Annotated in this window: 20 protein-coding genes and 1 pseudogene; 13 read left to right on the top strand and 8 right to left on the bottom strand. The window is 71.0% G+C overall.

The annotated features are described in order from the left end of the window. Positions 1-82: 82 nt before the first annotated feature. Both JOE55_RS13435 and JOE55_RS13110 read left to right on the top strand, forming a co-directional pair. Positions 83-139: pseudogene (locus tag JOE55_RS13435) on the top strand (hypothetical protein); the annotation flags it as partial. Between the two features lie 196 nt (positions 140-335). Continuing rightward, on the top strand, positions 336-650 hold the full coding sequence (locus JOE55_RS13110) for an MmyB family transcriptional regulator (protein ID WP_338125491.1): 315 nt from the start codon (positions 336-338) through the stop codon (positions 648-650). 38 nt (positions 651-688) lie between these two features. On the opposite strand, the gene JOE55_RS07455 is transcribed toward JOE55_RS13110, so the two are convergent. The 7 genes from JOE55_RS07455 to JOE55_RS07485 all read right to left on the bottom strand — a co-directional run bounded on the left by JOE55_RS07455 (position 689) and on the right by JOE55_RS07485 (position 9,079). Beyond that, the gene (locus JOE55_RS07455) at positions 689-1,741 is read right to left on the bottom strand and encodes a dioxygenase family protein (RefSeq protein WP_204782496.1); all 1,053 of its coding nucleotides are present in this window, start codon (positions 1,739-1,741) and stop codon (positions 689-691) included. Between the two features lie 147 nt (positions 1,742-1,888). After that, a complete protein-coding gene (locus tag JOE55_RS07460; protein WP_338125458.1) occupies positions 1,889-2,503 on the bottom strand; it encodes a TspO/MBR family protein in 615 nt (204 codons plus the stop codon). Positions 2,504-2,506: 3 nt separating this feature from the next. After that, a complete protein-coding gene (locus tag JOE55_RS07465; protein WP_204782497.1) occupies positions 2,507-3,370 on the bottom strand; it encodes an SMP-30/gluconolactonase/LRE family protein in 864 nt (287 codons plus the stop codon). A 76-nt stretch (positions 3,371-3,446) separates the two neighbouring features. Beyond that, positions 3,447-4,355, bottom strand: coding sequence for an SDR family oxidoreductase (locus tag JOE55_RS07470; protein WP_204782498.1), 909 nt, complete (start codon positions 4,353-4,355; stop codon positions 3,447-3,449). 96 nt (positions 4,356-4,451) lie between these two features. Beyond that, positions 4,452-5,570, bottom strand: a complete 1,119-nt coding sequence (locus tag JOE55_RS07475; RefSeq protein ID WP_204782499.1) for an alkene reductase — start codon at positions 5,568-5,570, stop codon at positions 4,452-4,454. Positions 5,571-5,641: 71 nt separating this feature from the next. Then, positions 5,642-7,615 (bottom strand): vWA domain-containing protein, encoded by a 1,974-nt coding sequence (locus JOE55_RS07480; RefSeq protein ID WP_137802655.1) that lies wholly within the window; start codon positions 7,613-7,615, stop codon positions 5,642-5,644. Between the two features lie 69 nt (positions 7,616-7,684). Next, on the bottom strand, positions 7,685-9,079 hold the full coding sequence (locus JOE55_RS07485) for a sigma 54-interacting transcriptional regulator (protein ID WP_204782500.1): 1,395 nt from the start codon (positions 9,077-9,079) through the stop codon (positions 7,685-7,687). A gap of 130 nt (positions 9,080-9,209) precedes the next feature. Here JOE55_RS07485 and JOE55_RS07490 point away from each other — a divergent pair, with 130 nt between their 5' ends. From JOE55_RS07490 to JOE55_RS07500, 3 genes are all read left to right on the top strand, one after another. Continuing rightward, positions 9,210-9,881, top strand: a complete 672-nt coding sequence (locus tag JOE55_RS07490; RefSeq protein ID WP_204782501.1) for an MSMEG_4193 family putative phosphomutase — start codon at positions 9,210-9,212, stop codon at positions 9,879-9,881. Positions 9,882-9,891: 10 nt separating this feature from the next. After that, positions 9,892-10,596 (top strand): SCO1664 family protein, encoded by a 705-nt coding sequence (locus JOE55_RS07495; protein ID WP_204782502.1) that lies wholly within the window; start codon positions 9,892-9,894, stop codon positions 10,594-10,596. Between the two features lie 75 nt (positions 10,597-10,671). Continuing rightward, positions 10,672-11,550: a Cof-type HAD-IIB family hydrolase gene (locus JOE55_RS07500; protein ID WP_006215349.1), complete on the top strand. Its 879-nt coding sequence runs from the start codon at positions 10,672-10,674 to the stop codon at positions 11,548-11,550. A 129-nt stretch (positions 11,551-11,679) separates the two neighbouring features. Here the strand turns inward: JOE55_RS07500 and JOE55_RS07505 are convergent, their stop codons facing one another. Then, positions 11,680-13,743: an NADPH-dependent 2,4-dienoyl-CoA reductase gene (locus JOE55_RS07505; protein ID WP_204782503.1), complete on the bottom strand. Its 2,064-nt coding sequence runs from the start codon at positions 13,741-13,743 to the stop codon at positions 11,680-11,682. 165 nt (positions 13,744-13,908) lie between these two features. Between JOE55_RS07505 and JOE55_RS07510 the strand changes: the two genes are divergently transcribed. The 8 genes from JOE55_RS07510 (at position 13,909) to JOE55_RS07545 (ending at position 20,220) form a co-directional block, all read left to right on the top strand. Continuing rightward, the gene (locus JOE55_RS07510; protein WP_204782504.1) at positions 13,909-14,691 is read left to right on the top strand and encodes a LamB/YcsF family protein; all 783 of its coding nucleotides are present in this window, start codon (positions 13,909-13,911) and stop codon (positions 14,689-14,691) included. Further along, positions 14,688-16,427: a 5-oxoprolinase subunit B/C family protein gene (locus JOE55_RS07515; protein ID WP_338125459.1), complete on the top strand. Its 1,740-nt coding sequence runs from the start codon at positions 14,688-14,690 to the stop codon at positions 16,425-16,427. Before JOE55_RS07510 ends, JOE55_RS07515 begins: the two co-directional genes overlap by 4 nt. Before the next feature lie 10 nt (positions 16,428-16,437). Beyond that, on the top strand, positions 16,438-18,183 hold the full coding sequence (locus tag JOE55_RS07520; RefSeq protein ID WP_204782505.1) for an ATP-binding protein: 1,746 nt from the start codon (positions 16,438-16,440) through the stop codon (positions 18,181-18,183). 40 nt (positions 18,184-18,223) lie between these two features. After that, the gene (locus JOE55_RS07525; protein ID WP_204782506.1) at positions 18,224-18,994 is read left to right on the top strand and encodes a GntR family transcriptional regulator; all 771 of its coding nucleotides are present in this window, start codon (positions 18,224-18,226) and stop codon (positions 18,992-18,994) included. Then, complete coding sequence (locus JOE55_RS07530; protein ID WP_204782507.1) at positions 18,976-19,083, top strand: hypothetical protein; 108 nt, start codon at positions 18,976-18,978, stop codon at positions 19,081-19,083. Before JOE55_RS07525 ends, JOE55_RS07530 begins: the two co-directional genes overlap by 19 nt. Before the next feature lie 66 nt (positions 19,084-19,149). Further along, complete coding sequence (locus tag JOE55_RS07535) at positions 19,150-19,404, top strand: type II toxin-antitoxin system Phd/YefM family antitoxin (protein WP_425545655.1); 255 nt, start codon at positions 19,150-19,152, stop codon at positions 19,402-19,404. After that, a complete protein-coding gene (locus tag JOE55_RS07540; RefSeq protein WP_275580800.1) occupies positions 19,337-19,546 on the top strand; it encodes a Txe/YoeB family addiction module toxin in 210 nt (69 codons plus the stop codon). The genes JOE55_RS07535 and JOE55_RS07540 overlap by 68 nt, the downstream gene beginning before the upstream one ends. 86 nt (positions 19,547-19,632) lie before the next feature. Then, entirely contained in the window at positions 19,633-20,220 is a 588-nt protein-coding gene (locus tag JOE55_RS07545; RefSeq protein ID WP_204782509.1) for a phospholipase A2, read from the top strand. Positions 20,221-20,268 lie beyond the last annotated feature (48 nt).

The raw sequence follows: 20,268 nt of genomic DNA on the forward strand, positions 1-20,268 counted from the left end.
CGCTGCGCTGGCCCCCGACGACGACGGGCCCCGTCGGCGAGTCCCCGGTCTGCGTCGCGAGGAGGTCGCAGCGCGGGCAGGGGTGAGCACGGACTACTACACGCGCCTGGAGCAGGGCCGGCACAAGCGGCCGTCGGAATCGGTGCAGCTCGCCCTGGCCGAGGCGCTCGAGCTGGACCCCACCGCCGCCCGCCACCTGCAGGATCTGGCCCGGGCGCTGGTACTGCCCCAGTGGGCCAGGGCCCCCCACGGCGGAGCAGCAGCGCCTCAAGCACTCGCTGACCGCCTTCCTGCTGGCGGACACCCCCGCCCGCGCCCCCGGGCAGCGCAGCCTCATCCACTGGGCCTTCCTGGACCCCGAGGCTCGCGAGAAGTACGTGGACTGGGAGAAGGTCGCCTCGTCCATGGCCGGCACCCTGCGCCTGGATGCCGGGCGTCACCCCGACGATCCCCAGCTGGCTCAGCTCGTGGGCCGCATCGATGTGCACTACGAGGCCCTGGAGGTCACCGGCGCGGAGGATCAGACGCTGTTCCTCTACTCCACCGAGAAGGGCTCGGACTCCGAGGCCCGGCTGCGGACCCTGGCATCTTGGCTGGCCGAGAACCAGCCGGGACCAGTCAGTATGCCGATCTCGGAATCCATGAGCTGAGGCTGCGGGAGCCGATGGGGCGGGACCTCGCCGGAGGCTCAGGCCGCAGGTGCAGCGCCGGGGGCGCCGGCCCCGCCACCCATCCCGCCCATCGACGGCTCCGTGTTGGTGTCCACGCCCACGGTGATCGACAGGGTGTACCCGCTCTTGGCATCACCGGTCACGGTCGCCAGCTGGGTCTGGCCGCCGTCGTCGCTGAACACGTTGTCCGTGTCCAGGGACAGCGAGGCCATGTTGGTCACCGAGGACTCGTAGCCCGCGGTCGCGTAGGCCTCATCGCAGGTGGCCTGCGGGATCGCGATCTGCGAGATCGACGCCGCGTTGGACTGATCGGTGATCGAGGCCTCGTCAGGGAAGACCTCGAAGTGGATGTGCGGCCACCGACCCGTGTAGCAGGCGGGGAAGATGCTGGTGAAGGTGACCTTGCCGCTCGAGTCGGCGATCTGCACGCCGCGCAGGTAGTTCTCATCCTCGATGCCCTCGGAGTACATGGAATACTGGCCATCGCGGTCGCAGTGCCAGACGTAGACGGCAGCTCCGGCCCAGGGCTTGTAGCTGTCGGTCATGTTCACGATGGTCATCTCCAGGGTCATGGGGATGCCCTCGGCCGTGGCGGAGCCGGTGCCGAAGCTCGAGCGGATGTCGCTGCGCACCACGCCGGACTCCTCCAGGACGTCGGGCCCGTTCGAGCCGTCGCCGGGGTAGGGGCCGGCGGTCTCATCGGGGATCTCGGAGGCCACGTCGATCGAGGCGTCATTGGTGGGGGTCGCCGAGCTCGTGGCGGAGGCCGACGAGGACGCCGAGGAGGAGCTCGAGGTGGGCGCGCAGGCCGCCAGCCCGAAGGCGGTGGCACCCAGGCCCAGCGCCGAGAGCGCGCTGCGACGGGAGACGAGCGTCTGCAGGTCGAAGGACAGCCCCTGGTCCTGGACCTCGTCCTCGGGCCGCTTGAGCGGGCGCCCCTGGTAGTGGGGTCGCCCGTCGATCATCTCGACCCGGGGGTCGTTCTCATTGTCGGCGGGCGGCTCGGCAGTGGGCTCCTGAGAGGCGGAGTCCTGGGAAGCGGTGTCGCGGCTGCGGCGCAGGAAGAGCACGGCTGCTCCTTCGTGATCGGGGTCCGCCCGGCGCTGCTGCCGGGCTGTCTGATCACGAAGCTACGAGCGGCCCATGTGGCGAGGTTCGCCTGGACCTGTGCTGGGGCTGTGAGGTGCCGACGGCAGAGAATTCTTCGATCGAGCGGCTCACCGGCGGGGATTGCGCCTCGCGATCGAAGTGCTCAGCGCCGTTGCGAAGCCGCACCACAGGATGTAGGGGACCAGGGCTGCCCCCGCTCCTCGATGGGCGGAGCCCGCACGTCGGCTCAGGTCTGCGCAGCTGAGGGTCAGCACGGCGGCGTGCACCGAGGCCAGTTCGAACTCGCGGGCCCGGAAGAAGGTCCAGCACCAGCCGGCGTTCAGCGCGAGATTCACGGCCAGGGATCGACCCAGCCCGGCGCTGCGACGACTCAGCTGCCGGGACAGCGGGCGGGAGCGCCGCGCGGGGACCCGCGGCCGCTGCGGCGGCACGAGCTCGTGCTCATCGGCCTGCGCTCGCTCGTGGTGCCGGGCGAGGTTCGTCAGCGCCAGCGCCGACGTGCACGCGATGACCGTGTAGAGGCCCGTCCATACGATCGGGAACGCGACTCCCGGCGGCTGCCATGAGGGCTTGTCCAGCTGGGTGTACTCGGGGGAGCGCACCGCCGGACCCGTGGCGAGCGAGCCGATCGCTGCCGTGGCGGTCACGGCGGCGCCGGTGGCCAGCAGCCGGGGTGCCAGGCGCGGTGCGCGCCTGGAGCGGCTTCTGCGCAGGATCTGCACGGCTCAGCCTCCGAAGGCCAGCGGCTGCATGCCGCGCACGCCCGGCTCGACGGCGTAGATCGATCCGGCCGCCGGCTCCTCGTCATCGGGGAGGTTCTCCCGCGACGTCGTGATGAACAGCCGGTCCAGGTCCGGGCCGCCGAAGGTGCAGGCGGTGATCTGGCGGACGGGCAGCTCGATCACCTCGGTGAGCTCGCCCCCGGGGGAGTAGCGGTGCACGGCGCTGCCGCCGTTGAGCGCTGTCCATATGCCGCCCTCGGCATCCACGGTGAGGCCGTCGGGGTGCCCCGCGTCCTCCGGGATCCGCACGAAGGCGCGGGGGTCGACGGGTCCGCGCTCCGGGTCGTGGTTGAAGACCGTGATCTGTCCCGTGGGGGTGTCGTTCCAGTAGGCGAGGTCCCCGCCCGGGCTCCAGCCGATGCCGTTGGCGATGGTCGCGCCATCCCAGGCCGTCTGCGGCTCGGTGCCGGGCCCGTCCCAGCGGTAGACGCTCGAGGCGCCCTCGGTCTTCTCATAGGCCATGTCGCCCAGCCAGAGCCGGCCCTGGGGATCGCAGCCGCCCTCGTTCGTGCGCAGCCCGGAGTCCTCGAACAGGGTCACGATCTGCTCGAGATCCGAGAGATCCTCCTGGCGGGCCAGGCCGATGCCGTTCTCCAGCCCGACGACGGCGCCGCCGCCCACCCGCGGGCGCAGCATCGAGGCGATGCGGGAGGGGACCTCCAGGCGCTGGTGGCCGCCGTCGTCGATCTCGATGATCGCCCCGTGGAGCATGTCCACGAACCTCAGGCGCCCGGTGGCCGCCCACCAGACAGGGCCCTCGGCGTGATGGGCGATCGAATCGGTGATGCGCTGTGCCTTGATGGTCATGCTCCTCAGCGTAGGACGCCGGGCCGGAGCCTGGGGAGGCTCCGGCCCGGCGTGGTCGTGCGGTGGCGTGTGCCGATCAGGCGACGGGCGAGCCGCCGTTGACGTTGAGGACGTCGCCGGTGACGTAGCTGGACTCGGGGGAGGCCAGGTAGACGTAGGCCGGGGCGAGCTCGGTGGGCTGACCGGCGCGCCCGATCGTGGCCTGGCGGCCGAACGAGGTCAGCTGCTCCTCGTTCTTGTTGTCCGTGACCTGCAGCGGCGTCCAGATGGGGCCCGGAGCCACGGCGTTGACGCGGATGCCGCGCTCGACGAGCTGCTGTGCCAGGGCCTGGGTGAAGGCGTTGATGGCGCCGTTCGAGGACGCGTAGTCCACCAGGGTCTCCGAGGGCTTGTAGGCCTGCACGGAGGTGGTGTTGATGATCGACGAGCCCGCCGGCATCACGTTCAGCGCCGCCTGCGTGACGCGGAACATCGAGAACAGCTTGATGTCGAAGGTGTTCTCGAACTGCTCGTCCGTGATCGCCTCGAGGCTCTCCCAGTGGTACTGGCGCCCGGCGTTGTTGACCAGGATGTCCAGGGCGCCGAGCTCATCGGCGACCTTGCCGGGCAGCTTGCGGGCGAAGTCCTTGTCGCGCAGGTCGCCGGGCAGCAGCAGGGCCTTGCGGCCGGCGCCCTCGATGACCTCCTTGACGTGCTGGGCGTCCTGCTCCTCCTCCGGGAGGTAGCTGATGGCCACGTTCGCTCCCTCGCGGGCGAAGGCGATCGCCACGGCGGCGCCGATGCCGGAGTCGCCGCCGGTGATCAGGGCCGTGCGGCCCTCCAGGCGCCCGGTGCCGCGGTAGGTCTCCTCGCCCAGATCGGCGCGGGGATTCAGGTCGCGGTCCAGGCCGGGGGCCTCCTGGGACTGCACCGGCGGGTCGATCTGCACGTAGCGGGTCGTGGGGTTCTGGAAGGTGAGCTGGTCGTGCTTCTCGTTGTTCGTCATGCTTCGAGCCTAGAACATCAGCACCCTGACTGTCTGTGCGGGACCTGGTCCTGACCTGGCTGTTCGCTGACGGCGCGAACCCCCGTTGTGGTTGGCTCAGGGCCGTGTCATGGCGGGGCCTTCCGGTGCGGCGGATCCGCTCACGGCCAGCGGGTAGTCGGTGTAGCCGGCGGCGTCGTGCGTGTAGAAGGTGGAAGGGTCGGGTTCGTTGACCGGCAGGCCCTCGCGCCAGCGCTGCACCAGATCGGGGTTGGCGATCATGCTGCGGCCCACCACGGCTGCATCGCCGGCGCCGCTGTCCACGATCGCGCGCGAAGTCTCCAGATCGGTGATCTCCGCCCACCCGGTGTTCAGCAGGAGCGGGCCGTCGAACAGCTCGCGGACCAGGGCGACCGAGGGGTCCTGCGGATCCGCCACGAGCAGCGAGACATAGGACAGGCCCAGCCCGCCGATCTCCTGCAGCAGCGCGCGGTAGGTGGCCTCGGTCTCCTGCGGGTCGGTCTCCGCCGTGCCCTGCGCTCCGTTGCCCGGGGACAGGCGGATCGCAGTGCGATCGGCTCCGACCTCCTGGGCCACGGCGCGCACGACCTCCGCCACGAACGACGCCCGCGCCGCAGGCGTCCCGCCGTACCGGTCCGTGCGCTGATTCGACGCCGGAGCCAGGAACTGGTGCAGGAGATAGCCGTTGGCGCTGTGCAGCTCGATCAGATCCACCCCGGCGTCGACGGCCCGGCGTGCGGCGGCCGCGAACTCGTCGCGGACACCGGCCAGCTCCTCGGTGCTCAGCTCGCGGGGCACGGGGATCTCGTCCTTGCGCCCGTCCTGCAGGTGCAGGGAGGTGCCGGGGGCGATCGCGCTCGGGGCCACGGGCTGCTCGCCGCCGTTGATCTCCGGATGCGAGATGCGGCCACCGTGCATGACCTGCATGGACAGCCGCCCGCCCTCGGCATGCACCGCCTCGGCCACGCGCTTCCACCCGGCGGCGTGGGCGTCGTTGGCGATGCCGGCCTGGCCCGGGTAGGACCGCCCGACGGCTGCGGGGAAGGTGCCCTCCGTGGTGATCAGGCCCGCCGAGGCGCGCTGGGCGTAGTACTCGACGTTCAGGTCCGACGGCGTGCCGTCGGCCTGAGCGCGCAGGCGGGTCAGCGGTGCCATGACCACGCGGTTGGGGATCTCGAGAGCTCCCAGGGTCAGCTGGTCGAACAGATCGGGCATGAGCGGCCTCCTCGGCGGCGGGACGGAACTGTTCGGTTCAAGACAGGACGAGCCCGACATATTCCGTCGCTTCATTCCCCGCCCTTGGACGAGAGGTACTCGTCCAGCACCGCCGAGCCGAGCTCCTCGGGATCCACGGCCACCACGCGGCCGTCGGCCCGGCGGGCCATGGCGTTGAGGAAGCGGCTCAGGCCGGGGTCGTCGCCGAGCTGGAAGAACGTGGTGTGCGCCCCGGTGCGGGTGACGCGGTCCAGCTCGGAGACGGTCGCCTGAAGCGTGGGGGTGGAGGTGGGCCAGTCGAAGTGAGCGTCGCCGCTGGGCAGCAGGTGCGCGGTGGGCTCACCGTCGGTGACGATCAGCAGGATCGGCTGCATCGACGGGTGCCGGCGGAAGAACCTGCCCGCCAGCAGCAGGCCGTGATGCAGATTGGTGCCCTGCTCGTGCACCGGCGGCATGGCGGTCAGCTCGTTCTCGTCCAGGGTGCGGGCCCATCGTCCGAACGAGATCAGTTCGAGGGAATCGCCCCGGAACCGGGTGCTGATCAGGTGATGCAGGGCCAGGGCGGTCTGCTTCATGGGCAGCCACCGGCCCTCGGCTGCCATGGAGAACGACGTGTCCACGAGCAGCGCCACCGCCGCCTGAGTGCGGTCCTCGGTCTCCTGGACCTCGACATCCTCCACACGCAGGCGCATGCCGCGGGACGGATCGCCGCCCTCCCCGACGGTGCGCTGGATCGCGTTGGTGATCGTGCGGGTCACATCCCAGGACTCCAGGTCCCCGAACTGCCAGGCCCGAGTGGAGCCGGTGAGCTCTCCCGAGGCGCCGGTGCGGCGGGTGTCCCGTGAGCCGGGGCGGCCGGAGAGCTGCTCGGCGGTGTCGCGCAGCAGCGCCCGCCCGAGCTGGCGCACCGCGCGCGGGGAGAGCCGCAGCGCGCCGTCCGATCCGCGGTGCAGCAGCCCGGAGTCGCGCAGGGCCTTCTCGAGCTCGCTGAGCGTGCGGGCATCCACGGCGGCGTCCTGCCCGAGCTGGCGGCCCAGGGCGTCGAGGTCGATGTCATCCAGGGCCGCGCCCTGATGGCTCTGGGAGAGCTGATCGGCCAGGGCATCCAGGTCCGCGATGTCCTGCAGCACCCCGGTGCCGTCGCCGAGTCCCAGGCCCTCCTGGCCCTCGAAGCGCTCGGAGCCGCTCCAGTCCTCGCCGGGGCGCAGGGCCTGGAGGTTGGCGTCGAGCTGAGAGAGCTGCTCCATGAGCTGCGGGGAGCCGAAGGCCTGGGCCGACAGCTCCATGAGCTCCTGGCGCTGCTCCGGCGTCATGGAGTTCATCATGCGCGCGGCCGCCGCCGAGCGCTGGGCCAGGGCGTCGATCAGCTCGTCGATGTCCTGCGGATCCTCCGGGAAGTGCTCCCCGTGCTCCTCCATGAACTGCTCGAAGTCCTCAGGGGTGTCCTCCCCGCGGGCGTGCTTGGCCAGCAGCTCGTTGAGATCGGCGAGCATCTGCGAGATCGCCTGGCGGTCCTCCTCCGTGGCGCCCTCCAGGGCCTGCTTCATGCCGGCGAAGCGCTGATCCAGCACCTCGCGGCCGAGCTTGTCCTTGATCTGCTCATAGGTCTGCCGTGCCTGCTGAGAGGCCCAGTCGTAGTCCGCCAGCTCGGACACGGCCGCGGCCGTGGACGACGGCAGTGCACCGAGCTGCATCTCCCGCAGCTGCCGGTCCGTGGGATCCATGCGGGCGTCACGCAGCAGCTGCTCGCGCTCCAGCCGCACGGCCTGCTCGAGCAGGCTCTTCACCTCATCGAGCGTGCCGCCCAGGCTGTGCTTGCCGAGCAGCTCGCGGCGGCGCTGGTTCACCCGCCGGGAGAGGTCGTCCAGGCCGCGCTGGCCGCGACCGCCTCGGCGCAGGAACTCGCGCAGGGCATCCTGCGGAGAGTACCCCTCCATGACATCGCGGCCGATCGCGTCCAGGGCCTCCGTGAGGTCCGGCGGCGGCGCCAGGGGATCGGGTCCCCCGCGATAGCGGCCGTAGCGGCTGTTGCGATACGCAGGCACTGCGCACCTTCTTTCCGTGGTGCAGGGACGATGAGCGCGGACCCGGTCAGCGGCGCCGGGAGCCCTTGCTCAGCCGTAGATGGTGCCGTCGTCGTCGGCGTCCTTGGAGATCTTCTGCGCCAGGAACAGCCACTCGAGGGCCAGCTCGACGGCCGCGGCGCGCTCGCCGGCGGACTCGGCGCCGAAGGCCTGGGCGATCCGGTCGTAGAGGTCCTGGCTCTCCTCCGGCAGCTCGGGCAGCTCCTCCAGCAGCTCGTGGGCGGGGATGTCCGCACCGGTGGTCACGGTGACGGTCCCGTCCAGGGCCTCGATCAGGGGATCCAGGTCCACTCCGCGCAGCCGTGCCGCCAGGGTCTCGGCGGTGGCCCGGCGCAGCAGGTGGTCCAGGACGGCCTGCTCGCGGCCCTCCTCCCCGGCCTCGAACTCGATCTTGCCGGCCAGCACGTCCACGGCGGCGTCGATGTCCACGAGCCGTGCGACGGCGGCGTCCTCCCGGTACACCGTGGCTCGGCGCAGGGCTGCCGCGGCCGTGGTCTCCGCACCGGCGATCGAGAAGCGGGCCGAGACTCCGGAGCGCTGATCCACGGCCGGCGACTCGCGCAGCAGCCGGGTGTAGCGCGCCAGGATCTCCAGCAGGGCCTCGGGGACCTCGGCGACCAGGTCGGCCTCCTGCGAGATCACGGCCATCTCGTCCGCGAGCTCGATCGGGTAGTGGGTGCGGATCTCCGCGCCGAAGCGGTCCTGCAGCGGCGTGATGATCCGCCCGCGGTTGGTGTAGTCCTCCGGGTTGGCCGAGGCCACGACCAGCACGTCCAGGGGCAGGCGCAGGACGTAGCCGCGGATCTGGACGTCGCGCTCCTCCATGACATTGAGCATGGCGACCTGGATGCGCTCGGCCAGATCGGGAAGCTCGTTGATGGCCACGATGCCGCGGTGGGCGCGGGGGATCAGGCCGTAGTGGATGGTCTCCGGATCGCCCAGGCGGCGGCCCTCGGCCACGCGCACGGGGTCGACGTCGCCGATGAGGTCCGCGACCGACGTGTCCGGGGTGGCCAGCTTCTCCACGTAGCGCTCGTCGCGGTGTCGCCAGATGATGGGCAGGGAGTCGCCCTCGGCGGCGATGCGGGTCCGGGAGGCGTCGGTGATCGGATCCAGCGGGTGCTCGTGCAGCTCCGAGCCCTCGATCTCCGGGGACCATTCGTCCAGCAGGCCCACCATGGTGCGCAGCAGACGGGTCTTGCCCTGTCCGCGCTCGCCGAGCAGGACGATGTCGTGCCCGGCGATCAGGGCGCGCTCGACCTGCGGCAGGACCGTGCGGCTCAGGCCGTGCAGACCGGGCCAGGGGTCGCGGTCCTCCGCCAGGGCGTCGAGCAGGTTGGCCCGCAGCTCCTCACGCAGGGTGCGGACAGGGAGATCGGCGGCGCGCAGCTCGCCCAGGGTGCTGATGTCAGGGTGATCGGTCACACCTTCACGCTAGCCTTGCACCGCGACAGCACAAGTGGCCTGGCAGTACCCGGCTGGGTGCTTTCGCGCTGAGCGCACTCGGTGCCTCCGCCCCTCTTCCGCAGTCGGCCGCGGGCGGTACGGTGAGCGCGTGAGCGACAGACAGACCGAGACCGACAGTTCCCAGACCTCCGCCGAGCGCCCCACGCTGATCCTGCTGGTCCGCCACGGACTCACCCCCACCACGGGAAAGGTCCTGCCGGGTCGTGCACCGGGGCTGCACCTGTCCGAGAAGGGCCTGGCCCAGGCCGAGCGGCTGGCCGAGCGCTTCCAGGGCCTGAGCGTCGACGCCCTGTACACCTCCCCGCTGGAGCGCACGCGAGAGACCGCCGAGCCGATCGAGAAGGCCACGGGCCTCACTGCGGAGGCGCAGACCGACCTGCTCGAGTGCGACTTCGGCGAGTGGACCGGCGAGAAGCTCAAGCACCTGGCAGAGCTGCCCGAGTGGAACGCCGTGCAGCAGGCTCCTTCGACCTTCCGCTTCCCGGATGGGGAGAGCTTCGCGGAAATGCAGTATCGGATGGTCGAGGGCATCCAGCGCCTCCGGGACCGGCACCCGGGTCAGACGGTCGTGTGCTTCTCCCACGCGGATCCGATCAAGGTGCTGCTCAACCACGCGCTGGGTTCCCACCTGGATCACTTCCAGCGCATCTCCGTGGACCCCTGCTCCGTCTCGGCGATCTCATATATGCCGGGACAGGCACCTTCGGTTCTGCGCATGAACACGACCGACGGCTTCCTGTCCGACCTGCTCTCGGACTGATCCCCCTCCCATGAGCGCTGACGAGCACGTCCTGCAGCACGGGGAGATCGAGCTCGTGGGCCTGTTCCGCGAGTCCTCCAACTCCGCGCTGCTCGTGGACGTGACCGACGACGACGGCCGCACCGTCCGCGGCGTCTACAAGGCGGAGGAGGGGGAGAAGCCCCTGCGCGACTTCCCGCCGCGCATCTACCGCCGGGAGCGGGCAGCCTACGTGCTGTCCGAGGCCCTGGGTTGGGGGCTGATCCCCACCACGGTGCTGCGCGAGGAGGGGCCGTTCGGCCCCGGGTCGATCCAGCGCTTCGTGGACCACGATCCGCAGGAGCACTACTTCACGCTCTACGACTCCCATCCCGAGACGCACGACGATCTGCGGCGGATGGCGGTCTTCGACGTCATCGCCAACAACACCGATCGCAAGGGCGGCCACGTCCTGCACGGCGCCGACGGCCGCATCTGGGGGATCGATCAGGGGCTGTGCTTCTCGGCCCCGGACAAGCTGCGCACCGTGATCTGGGAGTTCGCCGGCGAGCCCGTGCCGGAGGGGCTGCTCGAGGACCTGGCTCCACTGGCCGAGCAGCTGCCCGACGAGCTCGAGGACCTGCTCTTCCCGGTCGAGCAGATGGCGCTGCAGCTGCGGGTGCAGATGCTGCTGGCTGAGCCGTACCTGCCGTTCGATGAGACCGGTGGATATCGGATCCCCTGGCCGCCGCTGTAAGGCCCGTCGTCCCGGGCGCTGAGCTGGCATGCTGGGGGGCAGGAATGCTTGCCCGCCTCAGCACAGGAGACCCCAATGACCTTCCGCCTCGTCGCCTTCGACATCGACGGCACCCTGCTGGGCAGCGACCGCCAGCTCCAGCCCGGCACCCGCCTGGGGCTGGAAGCCATCCGGGAGGCGGGCGCTCAGATCATGCTGGCCTCCGGCCGCCCGATCCCCGGTCTGAAGCAGCTGGCCGAGAAGCTGGAGATCGGCGAGGATCTGATCCTGGCCGGCATGAATGGGTCGATCATCGTGGACCAGGCCTCCGGGGAGGTCATCGCCCGCCGGGAGATCGACGCCCAGACCGCGCAGGAGATCATCGACCACGTGCTTTCGCGCGGCCTGATCGTGATGATCCCGCTGGGGGAGGAGCTCTTCGCCTCGGAGCCCGAGCACCCGCAGGTCCGCCATGAGGCCGAGGGCAACGCGCTGAGCATCCGTCCGCTGCCGCAGGTCGCCGATCTGCCGGAGCCGGCCACCAAGCTGCTGTTCACCGGGGAGCGCCCCGAGCTGCTCGAACTGCAGAAGGAGCTGGACCGGGATTTCGCCGATCGCGCCGAGTGCACGTTCTCCTCGCCGATCTACTTCGAGGCCACCGCCCGCGGCGTGGACAAGTCCTCGGCGATCACCGACTACTGCGCGGCCAAGGGCATCCCGCTGGAGGCCGTCATGGCCTTCGGCGACAACGGCAACGACATCACCATGCTCTCCGCGGCGGGTCTGGGCGTGGCCATGGGCAACGGCATCCCGGAGGCCAAGGAGGCCGCCGATGTCGTCACCGCCACGAACGACGACGAGGGCATCGCCCGCATCCTGGAGCAGTACTTCCCGTTCTCGCTGTCCGAGGTCGATGCGCAGGACGAGCGGCGCGAGGACCGCACCGAGACTCCGGAGCCGACCGGGCGCGGCTGAACCTCATTCAGCACCGCCTCAGGCCCATGGAGCTGCCAGCATCCTGGCAGTTCCAGGGGTTTTCCGATGGTGTGCTGGCAGCACGGCCGGGCGAGAGGGCGCGGCTCGTGCCTGCCGAACGCCGGGCGCTCACAGCGCCGCAGCGACCTCCACGCCCTGCTTGATCGCGCGCTTGGCGTCGAGCTCGGCGGCCACATCCGCTCCGCCGATGATGTGCAGGCTGATGCCGGAGTGCTCCAGGGGCTCCACGAGCTCGCGCTGGGAGACCTGACCGGCGCACAGGATCACCGAGTCGACCGGCAGCACCAGGGGCTCGCGCGGGGCGTCGGCGGCATCGGTGCCGGACGAGTCCTCGGCGGGCACCGTGAGATGCAGGCCGTCGTCGTCGATGCGCACGTACTGCGCGCCGGTGATCTGGTGGACGCCGCGTGCCCGCAGGGCCGCGCGGTGGACCCAGCCGGTCGTGACGCCCAGGTCCTTGCCGATCGAGGACGTGCGGCGCTGGATGAGGTGCACCTGGCGCGGCGACGGCTCCGGCTCGGGCTTGCGCAGCCCGCCGATCTGGGCGTCGGGGCCGCTGAGCGGAGCCACGCCCCATTCCTTCTGCCAGTCCTCCACGGGCGTGGGCTGCGGGCCGCCGTGGGTCAGGAACTCGCACACGTCCACGCCGATGCCGCCGGCGCCGATCACGGCCACGCGCTCGCCGGCCTGGCGGCGTCCGCTGACCAGGTCCGGATAGGTGATGACCGACGGATGCTCGAGCCCCTCGATCTCGGGGACCCGCGGCTCCACACCCGTGGCCAGGATGACGTGGTCCCAGCCGCCGTCGATCAGCTCCTGGGCGCTCACCCGGTGCCCCGTGCGGACCTCCACCCCCAGGTCGTCGAGCCGCTGGGTGAAGTAGCGCAGCGTCTGGGCGAACTCCTCCTTGCCGGGGATGCGCTGGGCCAGGGCGAACTGCCCGCCCAGGTGGTCCTGGGCCTCGAAGAGCTCCACCCGATGACCGCGCTCGGCGGCGGCCACCGCGGTGGACAGGCCTGCCGGGCCGGCGCCGATCACGGCCACCCGCTGCGCGGTGCGCGTGGGCTTGAGCACCAGGGTCGTCTCCCGGCCCGCCCGCGGATTCACCAGGCAGGAGGCCCGCTTCTGGGAGAACGTGTGGTCCAGGCAGGCCTGGTTGCAGGCGATGCACGTGTTGATCCGGTCCTCGCGGCCCTCGAGAGCCTTGCGGACCCAGGCGGGATCGGCCAGGAAGGGCCGCGCCATGGACACCAGATCGGCCTGGCCCTCGGCCAGGATCGCTTCCGCGTCCTGCGGCATGGAGATGCGGTTCGACGCCGCGACCGGCACCGAGACCTGGGCCTTCAGCGCGGCGGTCGCCTCCGTGAAGGCAGCGCGCGGGACGCTCGTGACGATCGTGGGCACGCGGGCCTCGTGCCAGCCGATGCCGGTGTTGAAGACGTCGACGCCTGCGTCCTCGAGCTCATGGGCCAGGGCGACGACGTCCTCCCAAGCCTGGGCGCCGTCGACCAGGTCCATCAGGGAGATCCGGTAGATGATCGGCAGCCCCGGGGCCGCGGCGCGCACCGCGCGGACGACCTCCACCGGGAAGCGACGACGGCGCTGGGCGTCGCCGCCCCAGTCGTCCTCGCGCTGATTCGTGCGCTGGGCCAGGAACTGGTTGAGCAGGTAGCCCTCCGAGCCCATGATCTCGACGGCGTCGTAGCCGGCCTCCTGGGCGAGCACGGCGCAGCGGGCGAAGTCCTGGATCGCGGCCCGGACCTGCTCGTCGGTCAGCTCTCGGGCGGGGAACGGGCTGATGGGGGACTGCGTGGCCGAGGCGGAGACCGCCTTCGGGTGATAGGCGTAGCGCCCCGCGTGCAGGATCTGCAGGGCCAGCAGGCCGCCGGCCTCGTGGACGGCGTCGGTGAGGATCCGGTGATGGGCCGCCTGGGCGGGATCCGAGAGCTGGCCGCCCCCGGGGGTGAGGCGGCCTTCGCCGTTGGGGCTGAAGCCGCCGGTGATCATCAGGCCGGCTCCGCCGCGGGCGCGCTCGGCGAAGTACGCGGCGAGCTCGGGGAACTGCTCGGGATCGTCCTCCATACCTGTGTGCATGGAGCCCATGAGGATGCGGTGGGGAAGCTCCAGCCTCCCGATGCTCAGGGGGGCGGAGAGGCGGGGGTGCTCGGTCATGCTGCTCCTGGGTGCGACGACTCTCAGCAGGTCGATGCAGTGGGGTATGTGATCTGCGCCATCATAGTGACGAAGCGTCAGCAGTAGCGAACATCACATTCGATTGTTGAACAATCGCCCTCAATGGTCCATCCTGTTCCAACCACAGCAAGGAGGCCGACTTCCATGAGCGCCATCACTTCCGGGCAGCCCCGGATCGATCTCAACGCCGACTGCGGGGAGTCGCTGACCTCCTGGTCCATGCCGGACGGAGCCGAGATCCTCGAGGTCGTCTCCAGCGCCAACGTGGCCTGCGGCTTCCACGCAGGCGATCCGTCGGTCGCCCGCGAGACCTGCCGCATCGCCTCGCAGCGCGGGGCGGCCATCGGCGCCCACGTCAGCTACGACGACCTCAAAGGCTTCGGGCGCCGCTTCATCGATGTGGTGCCCTCGGAGCTCACGGATCAGGTGATCTACCAGATCGGCGCCCTGCAGGCCTGCGCCCGCTCGGTGGGCGCGCAGGTCCGCTACGTGAAGCCCCACGGCGCGCTCTACAACACGATCGGCCACCACGAGGCCCATGCCGGAGCCGTCGTGCGGGCGCTCGCGGAGCTCGGCGACGAGCTGCCGATCCTGGTCCTGCCCGACTCCGAGATCGAGCGCCAGGCCGCAGCCGCCGGCATCCCCACGGTGCGCGAGGCCTTCGCCGACCGCGCCTACACGCCGGAGGGCCGTCTGGTCTCACGCCGCGAGGAGGGCTCGGTGCTGCACGATCCGGCCGAGATCTCCGCCCGCGTGGTCCAGATGGCCACCCAGCGCGCGGTCACCGCGATCGACGGCTCCACCATCTCCGTGGATGCCGAATCGATCTGCGTCCACGGCGACACCCCCGGAGCTCTCGAGATCGCCCGGCAGGTCTCGGCGGCGCTGTCCGAGGCCGGCGTCGAGCAGCGGTCGTTCCTCTCGTGAGCGAGTCCCGCGCGTCGTCCGAGGTGCCGCAGCGGCGGCTCCTGCCGGTCGCCGATCACTCGCTGCTCATCGAGTGCGCCGACCTGGCCGACGCCGTGGCTGTGCATGCCGCGCTGTCCGAGCAGGGCTTCCGCGGGGTGGGCGGCGCCTCGACCGTGCTGATCCGCACGAGCGACCGTCCTGCGCTGGAGGCCGCGCTCGCACGCATCCCCCGGGGCTCACTGGCGGATCAGCCGGGCCGGGAGATCGCGCTGGACGTCGTCTACGACGGCGAGGACCTTCACGAGCTGGCCGAATCCCTGGGCGTCTCTGCCGACGGGCTGATCGAGTGGCACACTGCCGAGCCCTGGATCGCGGCGTTCGCCGGCTTCGCTCCGGGCTTCCTCTACTGCGCTCGAGCGCTGGAGTCCGTGGATGGCCTCCAGCTGCCCGATGCCTTGCGCGGCACGCCCGAGATCCCGCGCCGCAGCTCGCCTCGCACCGCCGTGCCCGCCGGCTCGGTGGCGCTGGCCGGGCAGTTCTCGGCGGTCTACCCGCGCAGCTCCCCGGGCGGCTGGCAGCTGCTGGGGCGCACGACGACACCCATGGTCGATCTGAACCAGGATCCGCCGGCGCTGCTGGCCCCGGGCGACCGCCTGACGTACCGGGCGGTGCGTGAGGCCGTGGAGATCCAGCCGGCCGCAGACCCGGAGCCGAGCGAGGTCGATCCCGCGCATCACCTGGTGGTCGAGACCGCCGGGCTGCAGGCGCTGATCCAGGACCGCGGTCGCCCGGGGCGCTCCGACGTGGGGATCTCCTCCTCCGGGGCTCTGGACCGTGCCGCCGCTGATCGAGCAGCCCGGCTGGTCGGCAATATGCCGGATACGGCATGTCTGGAAAGCGTGCTCGGCGGTCTGAGCGTGCGCGCTGCGGGCGATCAGGTCCTGGCCGTCACCGGCGCTGCCGTGGAGCTCGAGGTCGTGCCGGCGCCGACGTCGGAATCGGCTGACAGGTCTGCGATCGAGCAGTCCGAGCCGGGCGAGCAGACGGTGAGCGCTCCGACGCCCGAGCGGGGCTGGCGTCCTCGCACCGGCCTGCCCTTCGCGCTGAAAGACGGCCAGACGCTGCGTGTGGGAGCTCCCTCGGACGGGCTGCGCGTGTATGTGGCTGTGCGCGGCGGCATCGACGTCCCCGCGGTCATCGGCAGCGGTGCGACCGACACTCTCGCAGGGCTCGGCCCCGCGGCGCTGTCCGACGGCGACCGCCTGGCCGTGGGCCGTGACCCCGGCACCGCCGTGGACTGGCCGCTCGAGGTCGCCGGCGCTCCGGTTGCCCAGCCGACTCCGCCGAGTGGGCCGCTGGAGGTCCGCGTTGTCCTGGGCCCGCGCGACGACTGGTTCACATCTGAGGCCCTGGAGTCCTTCCAGGAGCAGGAGTGGGCCGTCGCGGCGGCCTCCGATCGCGTGGGCGCCCGACTCGAGGGCCGGGAGCTGGCTCGCAGCATCGAGCGCGAGCTGCCCAGTGAGGGGACGGTGCCCGGCAGCATCCAGGTGCCGGCCTCCGGGCTGCCCGTCGTGTTCCTGAGAGACCACCCTGTGACCGGCGGCTACCCGGTCATCGCCTGCGTGCTCGAGGCCGATCTGGACCTCATGGCCCAGGCCGCTCCCGGCAGGACGGTGCGCTTCATCGCCGTCGACCCCGCCACCACCACCGCTTCCACCGACACCGTCGCAGCGCCTGCTGCCGAGAACCACTGAGGAGACCATCGTGCAGAAGGTCCTGATCGCCAACCGCGGCGAGATCGCCGTGCGCATCATCCACGCCTGCGCCGAGGCCGGCCTGAGCTCGGTGGCCGTCTACGCCGACCCCGACGCCGACGCCCCGCACGTCCACCTGGCTGACGAGGCCTACGCGCTCGAGGGCACCAGCCCGACCGAGACCTACCTGGATCAGGAGGCGATCCTGGCGATCGCCCAGCGCGCCGGTGCAGACGCCGTCCACCCCGGCTACGGGTTCCTGTCCGAGAACGCCTCGTTCGCCCGCGGAGTCATCGACGCCGGCCTGACCTGGATCGGACCGAAGCCCGAGACCATCGAGAAGCTCGGCGACAAGGTCCAGGCTCGCGACATCGCCCGCACCGTGGGGGCCCCGCTGGTGCCGGGCACCGACGGCCCGGTGACCTCGGGTGCTGAGGCCACCGCCTTCGCCGAGGAGCACGGGCTGCCCGTGATCATCAAGGCCGCTCACGGCGGCGGCGGGCGCGGCATGCGCGTGGTCCGCGAGCTCTCCGAGGTCGAGGACGCCTTCGCTTCGGCCGCCCGCGAGGCCCAGAGCGCGTTCGGGCGCCCCGAGTGCTTCGTGGAGCGCTTCCTGGACGAGCCGCGCCACGTCGAGGCTCAGGTGGTCTGCGACTCCCACGGCGGCGTGGCCGTGCTCGGCACGCGCGACTGCTCGCTGCAGCGCCGCCACCAGAAGCTCGTGGAGGAGGCCCCGGCGCCGTTCCTGAGCGACGAGCAGCGCGAGCGGATCCACACCGCCGCCGCCGAGATATGCCGCGAGGCCGGTTACGTGGGGGTGGGCACCGCCGAGTTCCTGGTGGGCCGCGACGGGCTGATCTCCTTCCTGGAGGTCAACACGCGCCTGCAGGTCGAGCATCCGATCACCGAGGAGGTCTACGGCGCCGACCTGGTCCAGTTGCAGCTGCTCGTGGCCGACGGCGGGCACCTGCCCGAGGGTTTGGGCGCCCAGCCGCAGGGCCACGCCTTCGAGTTCCGCATCAACGCGGAGGACCCGGGCCGCGGCTTCCTGCCCGGCGGCGGGCGCATCGAGGCGATCGACGCCCCCACCGGCCCCGGCATCCGCCTGGACTCCGGCGTGCGCGCCGGTCAGGAGGTCGCCACGACCTTCGACTCGATGCTGCTCAAGCTGATCGTGCACGGCGCGGATCGGCAGGCCGCGCTGCGGCGGGCCCGTCGTGCCCTGGCCGAGATCCGCATCCACGGCGTGGCCACCACAGTCCCGTTCCACCGCGCGGCGGTCGAGGCCCCCGAGTTCGCCGCCGAGACCGCTGAGGACTTCACGGTCCACACGGCCTGGATCGAGAACGAGTTCGCCGAGCGGCTCAGCGCCGACGACGGCTACGCGGCCGACTACCTGCGCGCCGCCGAGCTGGGGCGCTCGCGGTTCAGTGTGGACATCGACGGCCGCCGGGTGATGCTGGGCGTGCCCAAGGCGCTGGCCGCAGCGCTCGAGTCCGGTGGGCAGACGTCGTCGGCGGGCTCTGCGGAGACCGACGACGACGGCGCGATCAAGGCCGGTGTGGGCGGCACGGTCCTGAAGTGGCTCGTGGAGGAGGGTGCGCAGGTCCAGGCCGGCGACGACCTGCTCGTGCTCGAGGTCATGAAGACCGAGTCGAAGGTCGCTGCGCCGTGCGCTGGCACCCTGTCCGAGCGGGGCGCGGCCGAGGGCGATGCCGTGACGGCCGGTCAGGTGCTCGGACGCATCACGTCATGACACGGGAGGTCATCCTGGCGCCGACTGGCACGATGAGCTCATGACCATCGAGAGCAAGGCGCCGCTGCCCGACATGACCGTGCTCGCGCCGGTGCGCGATGCGGTGGACGCGGAGCACGAGGGTCGGGGCGCGGTCGCGCGCGGAGCCGAGGTGCTGCGCCGCGGCGTGGTCACGGGCCTCCTGCGACCGGGCGCCCGCCTGCCCGAGGAACGGCTGGCGGCGGTCCTGGGCATCTCCCGCAACTCCCTGCGCGCAGCCTTCGACGAGATCGAGCAGGAGCACCTGGTCGAGCGCGAGCGCCATCGCGGCATCCGCGTATGCCTTCCGGATGAGGCCACGGTCCATCAGCTCTACCGCGCCCGGCTGGCCCTCGAGGGGGCGGCTCTGCGCTGGCCGGAGGCGGGGACTCGTCATCGTGCGGTCGAGCAGATGAGCGCCGCCGTGGAGACCGGCCGCTGGGCCCGCAACGCCGGGCAGGTGGCCGCCATGGCCGAGGCCAACGACGCCTTCCACCGGGCCGTCGTCTCGCTGTCCGGCTCGCACCGGCAGCTCGAGCTCATGAAGCGGGTGCAGTCCGAGCTGCGCCTGCTCTTCCACACGCTCGATGACACTCCGGCGTTCCACCAGCCGTGGGTCGAGCGCAACGCGGCGCTCGTGGACCTCGTGGCCCAGGAGCGCGATGCCGAGGCGACCGACCGGATCGGGGCATACCTGCGGGACTCCCGGGGCATGATCCTGGAGCTGTGGGGCCGCTCTTCCTGCAGCCGGCCATCACCGGCGAGCGGAAGGCCGTGTGGGTCCTGCTCGTGATCGCCCTGCCGCTGCTGGGCTCGTTGGGCTGGCTCTTCCTGGGGCGCCCCGGCGCCCGCCGCCAGCGCGCCGCCGTCGGACAGGGTTGAGGCACCCCTCGTCGGCGAGCCCCTCGGGCTGTACAAATTCTTGTACAGGGAGGTCGAATGAAGACGATGACCTATTCCGAATCGCGCCAGCGCTACGCCGAGGTGCTGGACTCTGTCGTGGATGACCGTGAGGGTGTCGTGATCACCCGCTCGGGTCGCGAGTCCGCCGTCATCCTCTCGCTGGAGGACTACGAGTCCTTGCGGGAGACGGCGTACCTCATGCGCTTGCCCGCCAATGCCCGGCGTCTCCTGGATGCCATACCGGAAGGTCCTCAAGCGCATCAACAGGCTTCTCGAGGACATCCAGCGCAACAGCAATGAAGGCATCGGCAAGCCCGAAGCGCTCAAGCACGACTTCGGCGGCTTCTGGTCGCGGCGGATCACCGATGAGCACCGACTGGTCTGCAAGGTCCTCGAGGATCGTGTGCTGATAGCCCAGTGCCGCTACCACTACGGCCGCTGAGATGGGCCCGCGCGTGGTGAGCTGCGCTACAGTCTGAGACTGTATCCCCTAGTGGGAGCTCATAATCTCCCCCGAGGGGGCATGCCATGAAGACCGTTGCGCGCCGACCGATCACTCTTCTTGCGTCCGTGATGCTGCTGGCATCGACCGCGGCGGGAGCATCCGCGGCCACGGCGGCATCCACTGCGTCGCCGACGGGCGGGGACATCACCAAGAAGCAGTACGACGTCCTGCTGCGCAACTTCACGCCCCAGGAGATCGTCGAGCTCGACGCGATCTCGAGTCAGGCGGAGATCCAGGAGATCGTGCGGCTCACCGGAGGGTCATCATCCCTCCGCCTGGCTCAGACTTCCGCTATACCTCAGGCCTCCGCTGCTCCTCTGGCAGCGGCGACCGACGAGACCAACGGCTGCAGCTATTCACCGGATCAGTGGGGGCGCGCTGATTTCAAGCCCACCTGCGACGATCACGATCGGTGCTATTCGTCCACGAGCTTCGTCGATCGATTGGACTGCGACACGGTGTTCCTGTCCGGGCTCACGGCGCCCTGCACCCGGGCCTACCCCACCGAGACGATCCGCCGCAACGCGTGCCTCGGGGTGGCCGATGTCTACTACTACGCGGTGCGAAATGCGGGCGGAGCCTTCTACGAGGGGCAGGGGCTGAACAACTAGTCGGCCGAGTCAGGGTGAAGTCCGCGGCGTGCCAGCCGTTCACGCAGG

Origin of the sequence: Kocuria palustris (assembly GCF_016907795.1) — a bacterium.
In the GTDB taxonomy this organism is placed as follows: Bacteria; Actinomycetota; Actinomycetes; order Actinomycetales; family Micrococcaceae; genus Kocuria; species Kocuria palustris.

Coding starts and splice junctions, on each gene's coding strand:
- JOE55_RS07470 (WP_204782498.1), bottom strand. CDS start 4,355: ATGACGAACAACGAGAAGCACGACCAGCTCACCTTCCAGAACCCCACG.
- JOE55_RS07535 (WP_425545655.1), top strand. CDS start 19,150: ATGACCTATTCCGAATCGCGCCAGCGCTACGCCGAGGTGCTGGACTCT.
- JOE55_RS07505 (WP_204782503.1), bottom strand. CDS start 13,743: ATGACCGAGCACCCCCGCCTCTCCGCCCCCCTGAGCATCGGGAGGCTG.
- JOE55_RS07525 (WP_204782506.1), top strand. CDS start 18,224: ATGACCATCGAGAGCAAGGCGCCGCTGCCCGACATGACCGTGCTCGCG.
- JOE55_RS07540 (WP_275580800.1), top strand. CDS start 19,337: ATGCCATACCGGAAGGTCCTCAAGCGCATCAACAGGCTTCTCGAGGAC.
- JOE55_RS07510 (WP_204782504.1), top strand. CDS start 13,909: ATGAGCGCCATCACTTCCGGGCAGCCCCGGATCGATCTCAACGCCGAC.
- JOE55_RS07475 (WP_204782499.1), bottom strand. CDS start 5,570: ATGCCCGATCTGTTCGACCAGCTGACCCTGGGAGCTCTCGAGATCCCC.
- JOE55_RS07495 (WP_204782502.1), top strand. CDS start 9,892: ATGAGCGCTGACGAGCACGTCCTGCAGCACGGGGAGATCGAGCTCGTG.
- JOE55_RS07500 (WP_006215349.1), top strand. CDS start 10,672: ATGACCTTCCGCCTCGTCGCCTTCGACATCGACGGCACCCTGCTGGGC.
- JOE55_RS07465 (WP_204782497.1), bottom strand. CDS start 3,370: ATGACCATCAAGGCACAGCGCATCACCGATTCGATCGCCCATCACGCC.
- JOE55_RS07545 (WP_204782509.1), top strand. CDS start 19,633: ATGAAGACCGTTGCGCGCCGACCGATCACTCTTCTTGCGTCCGTGATG.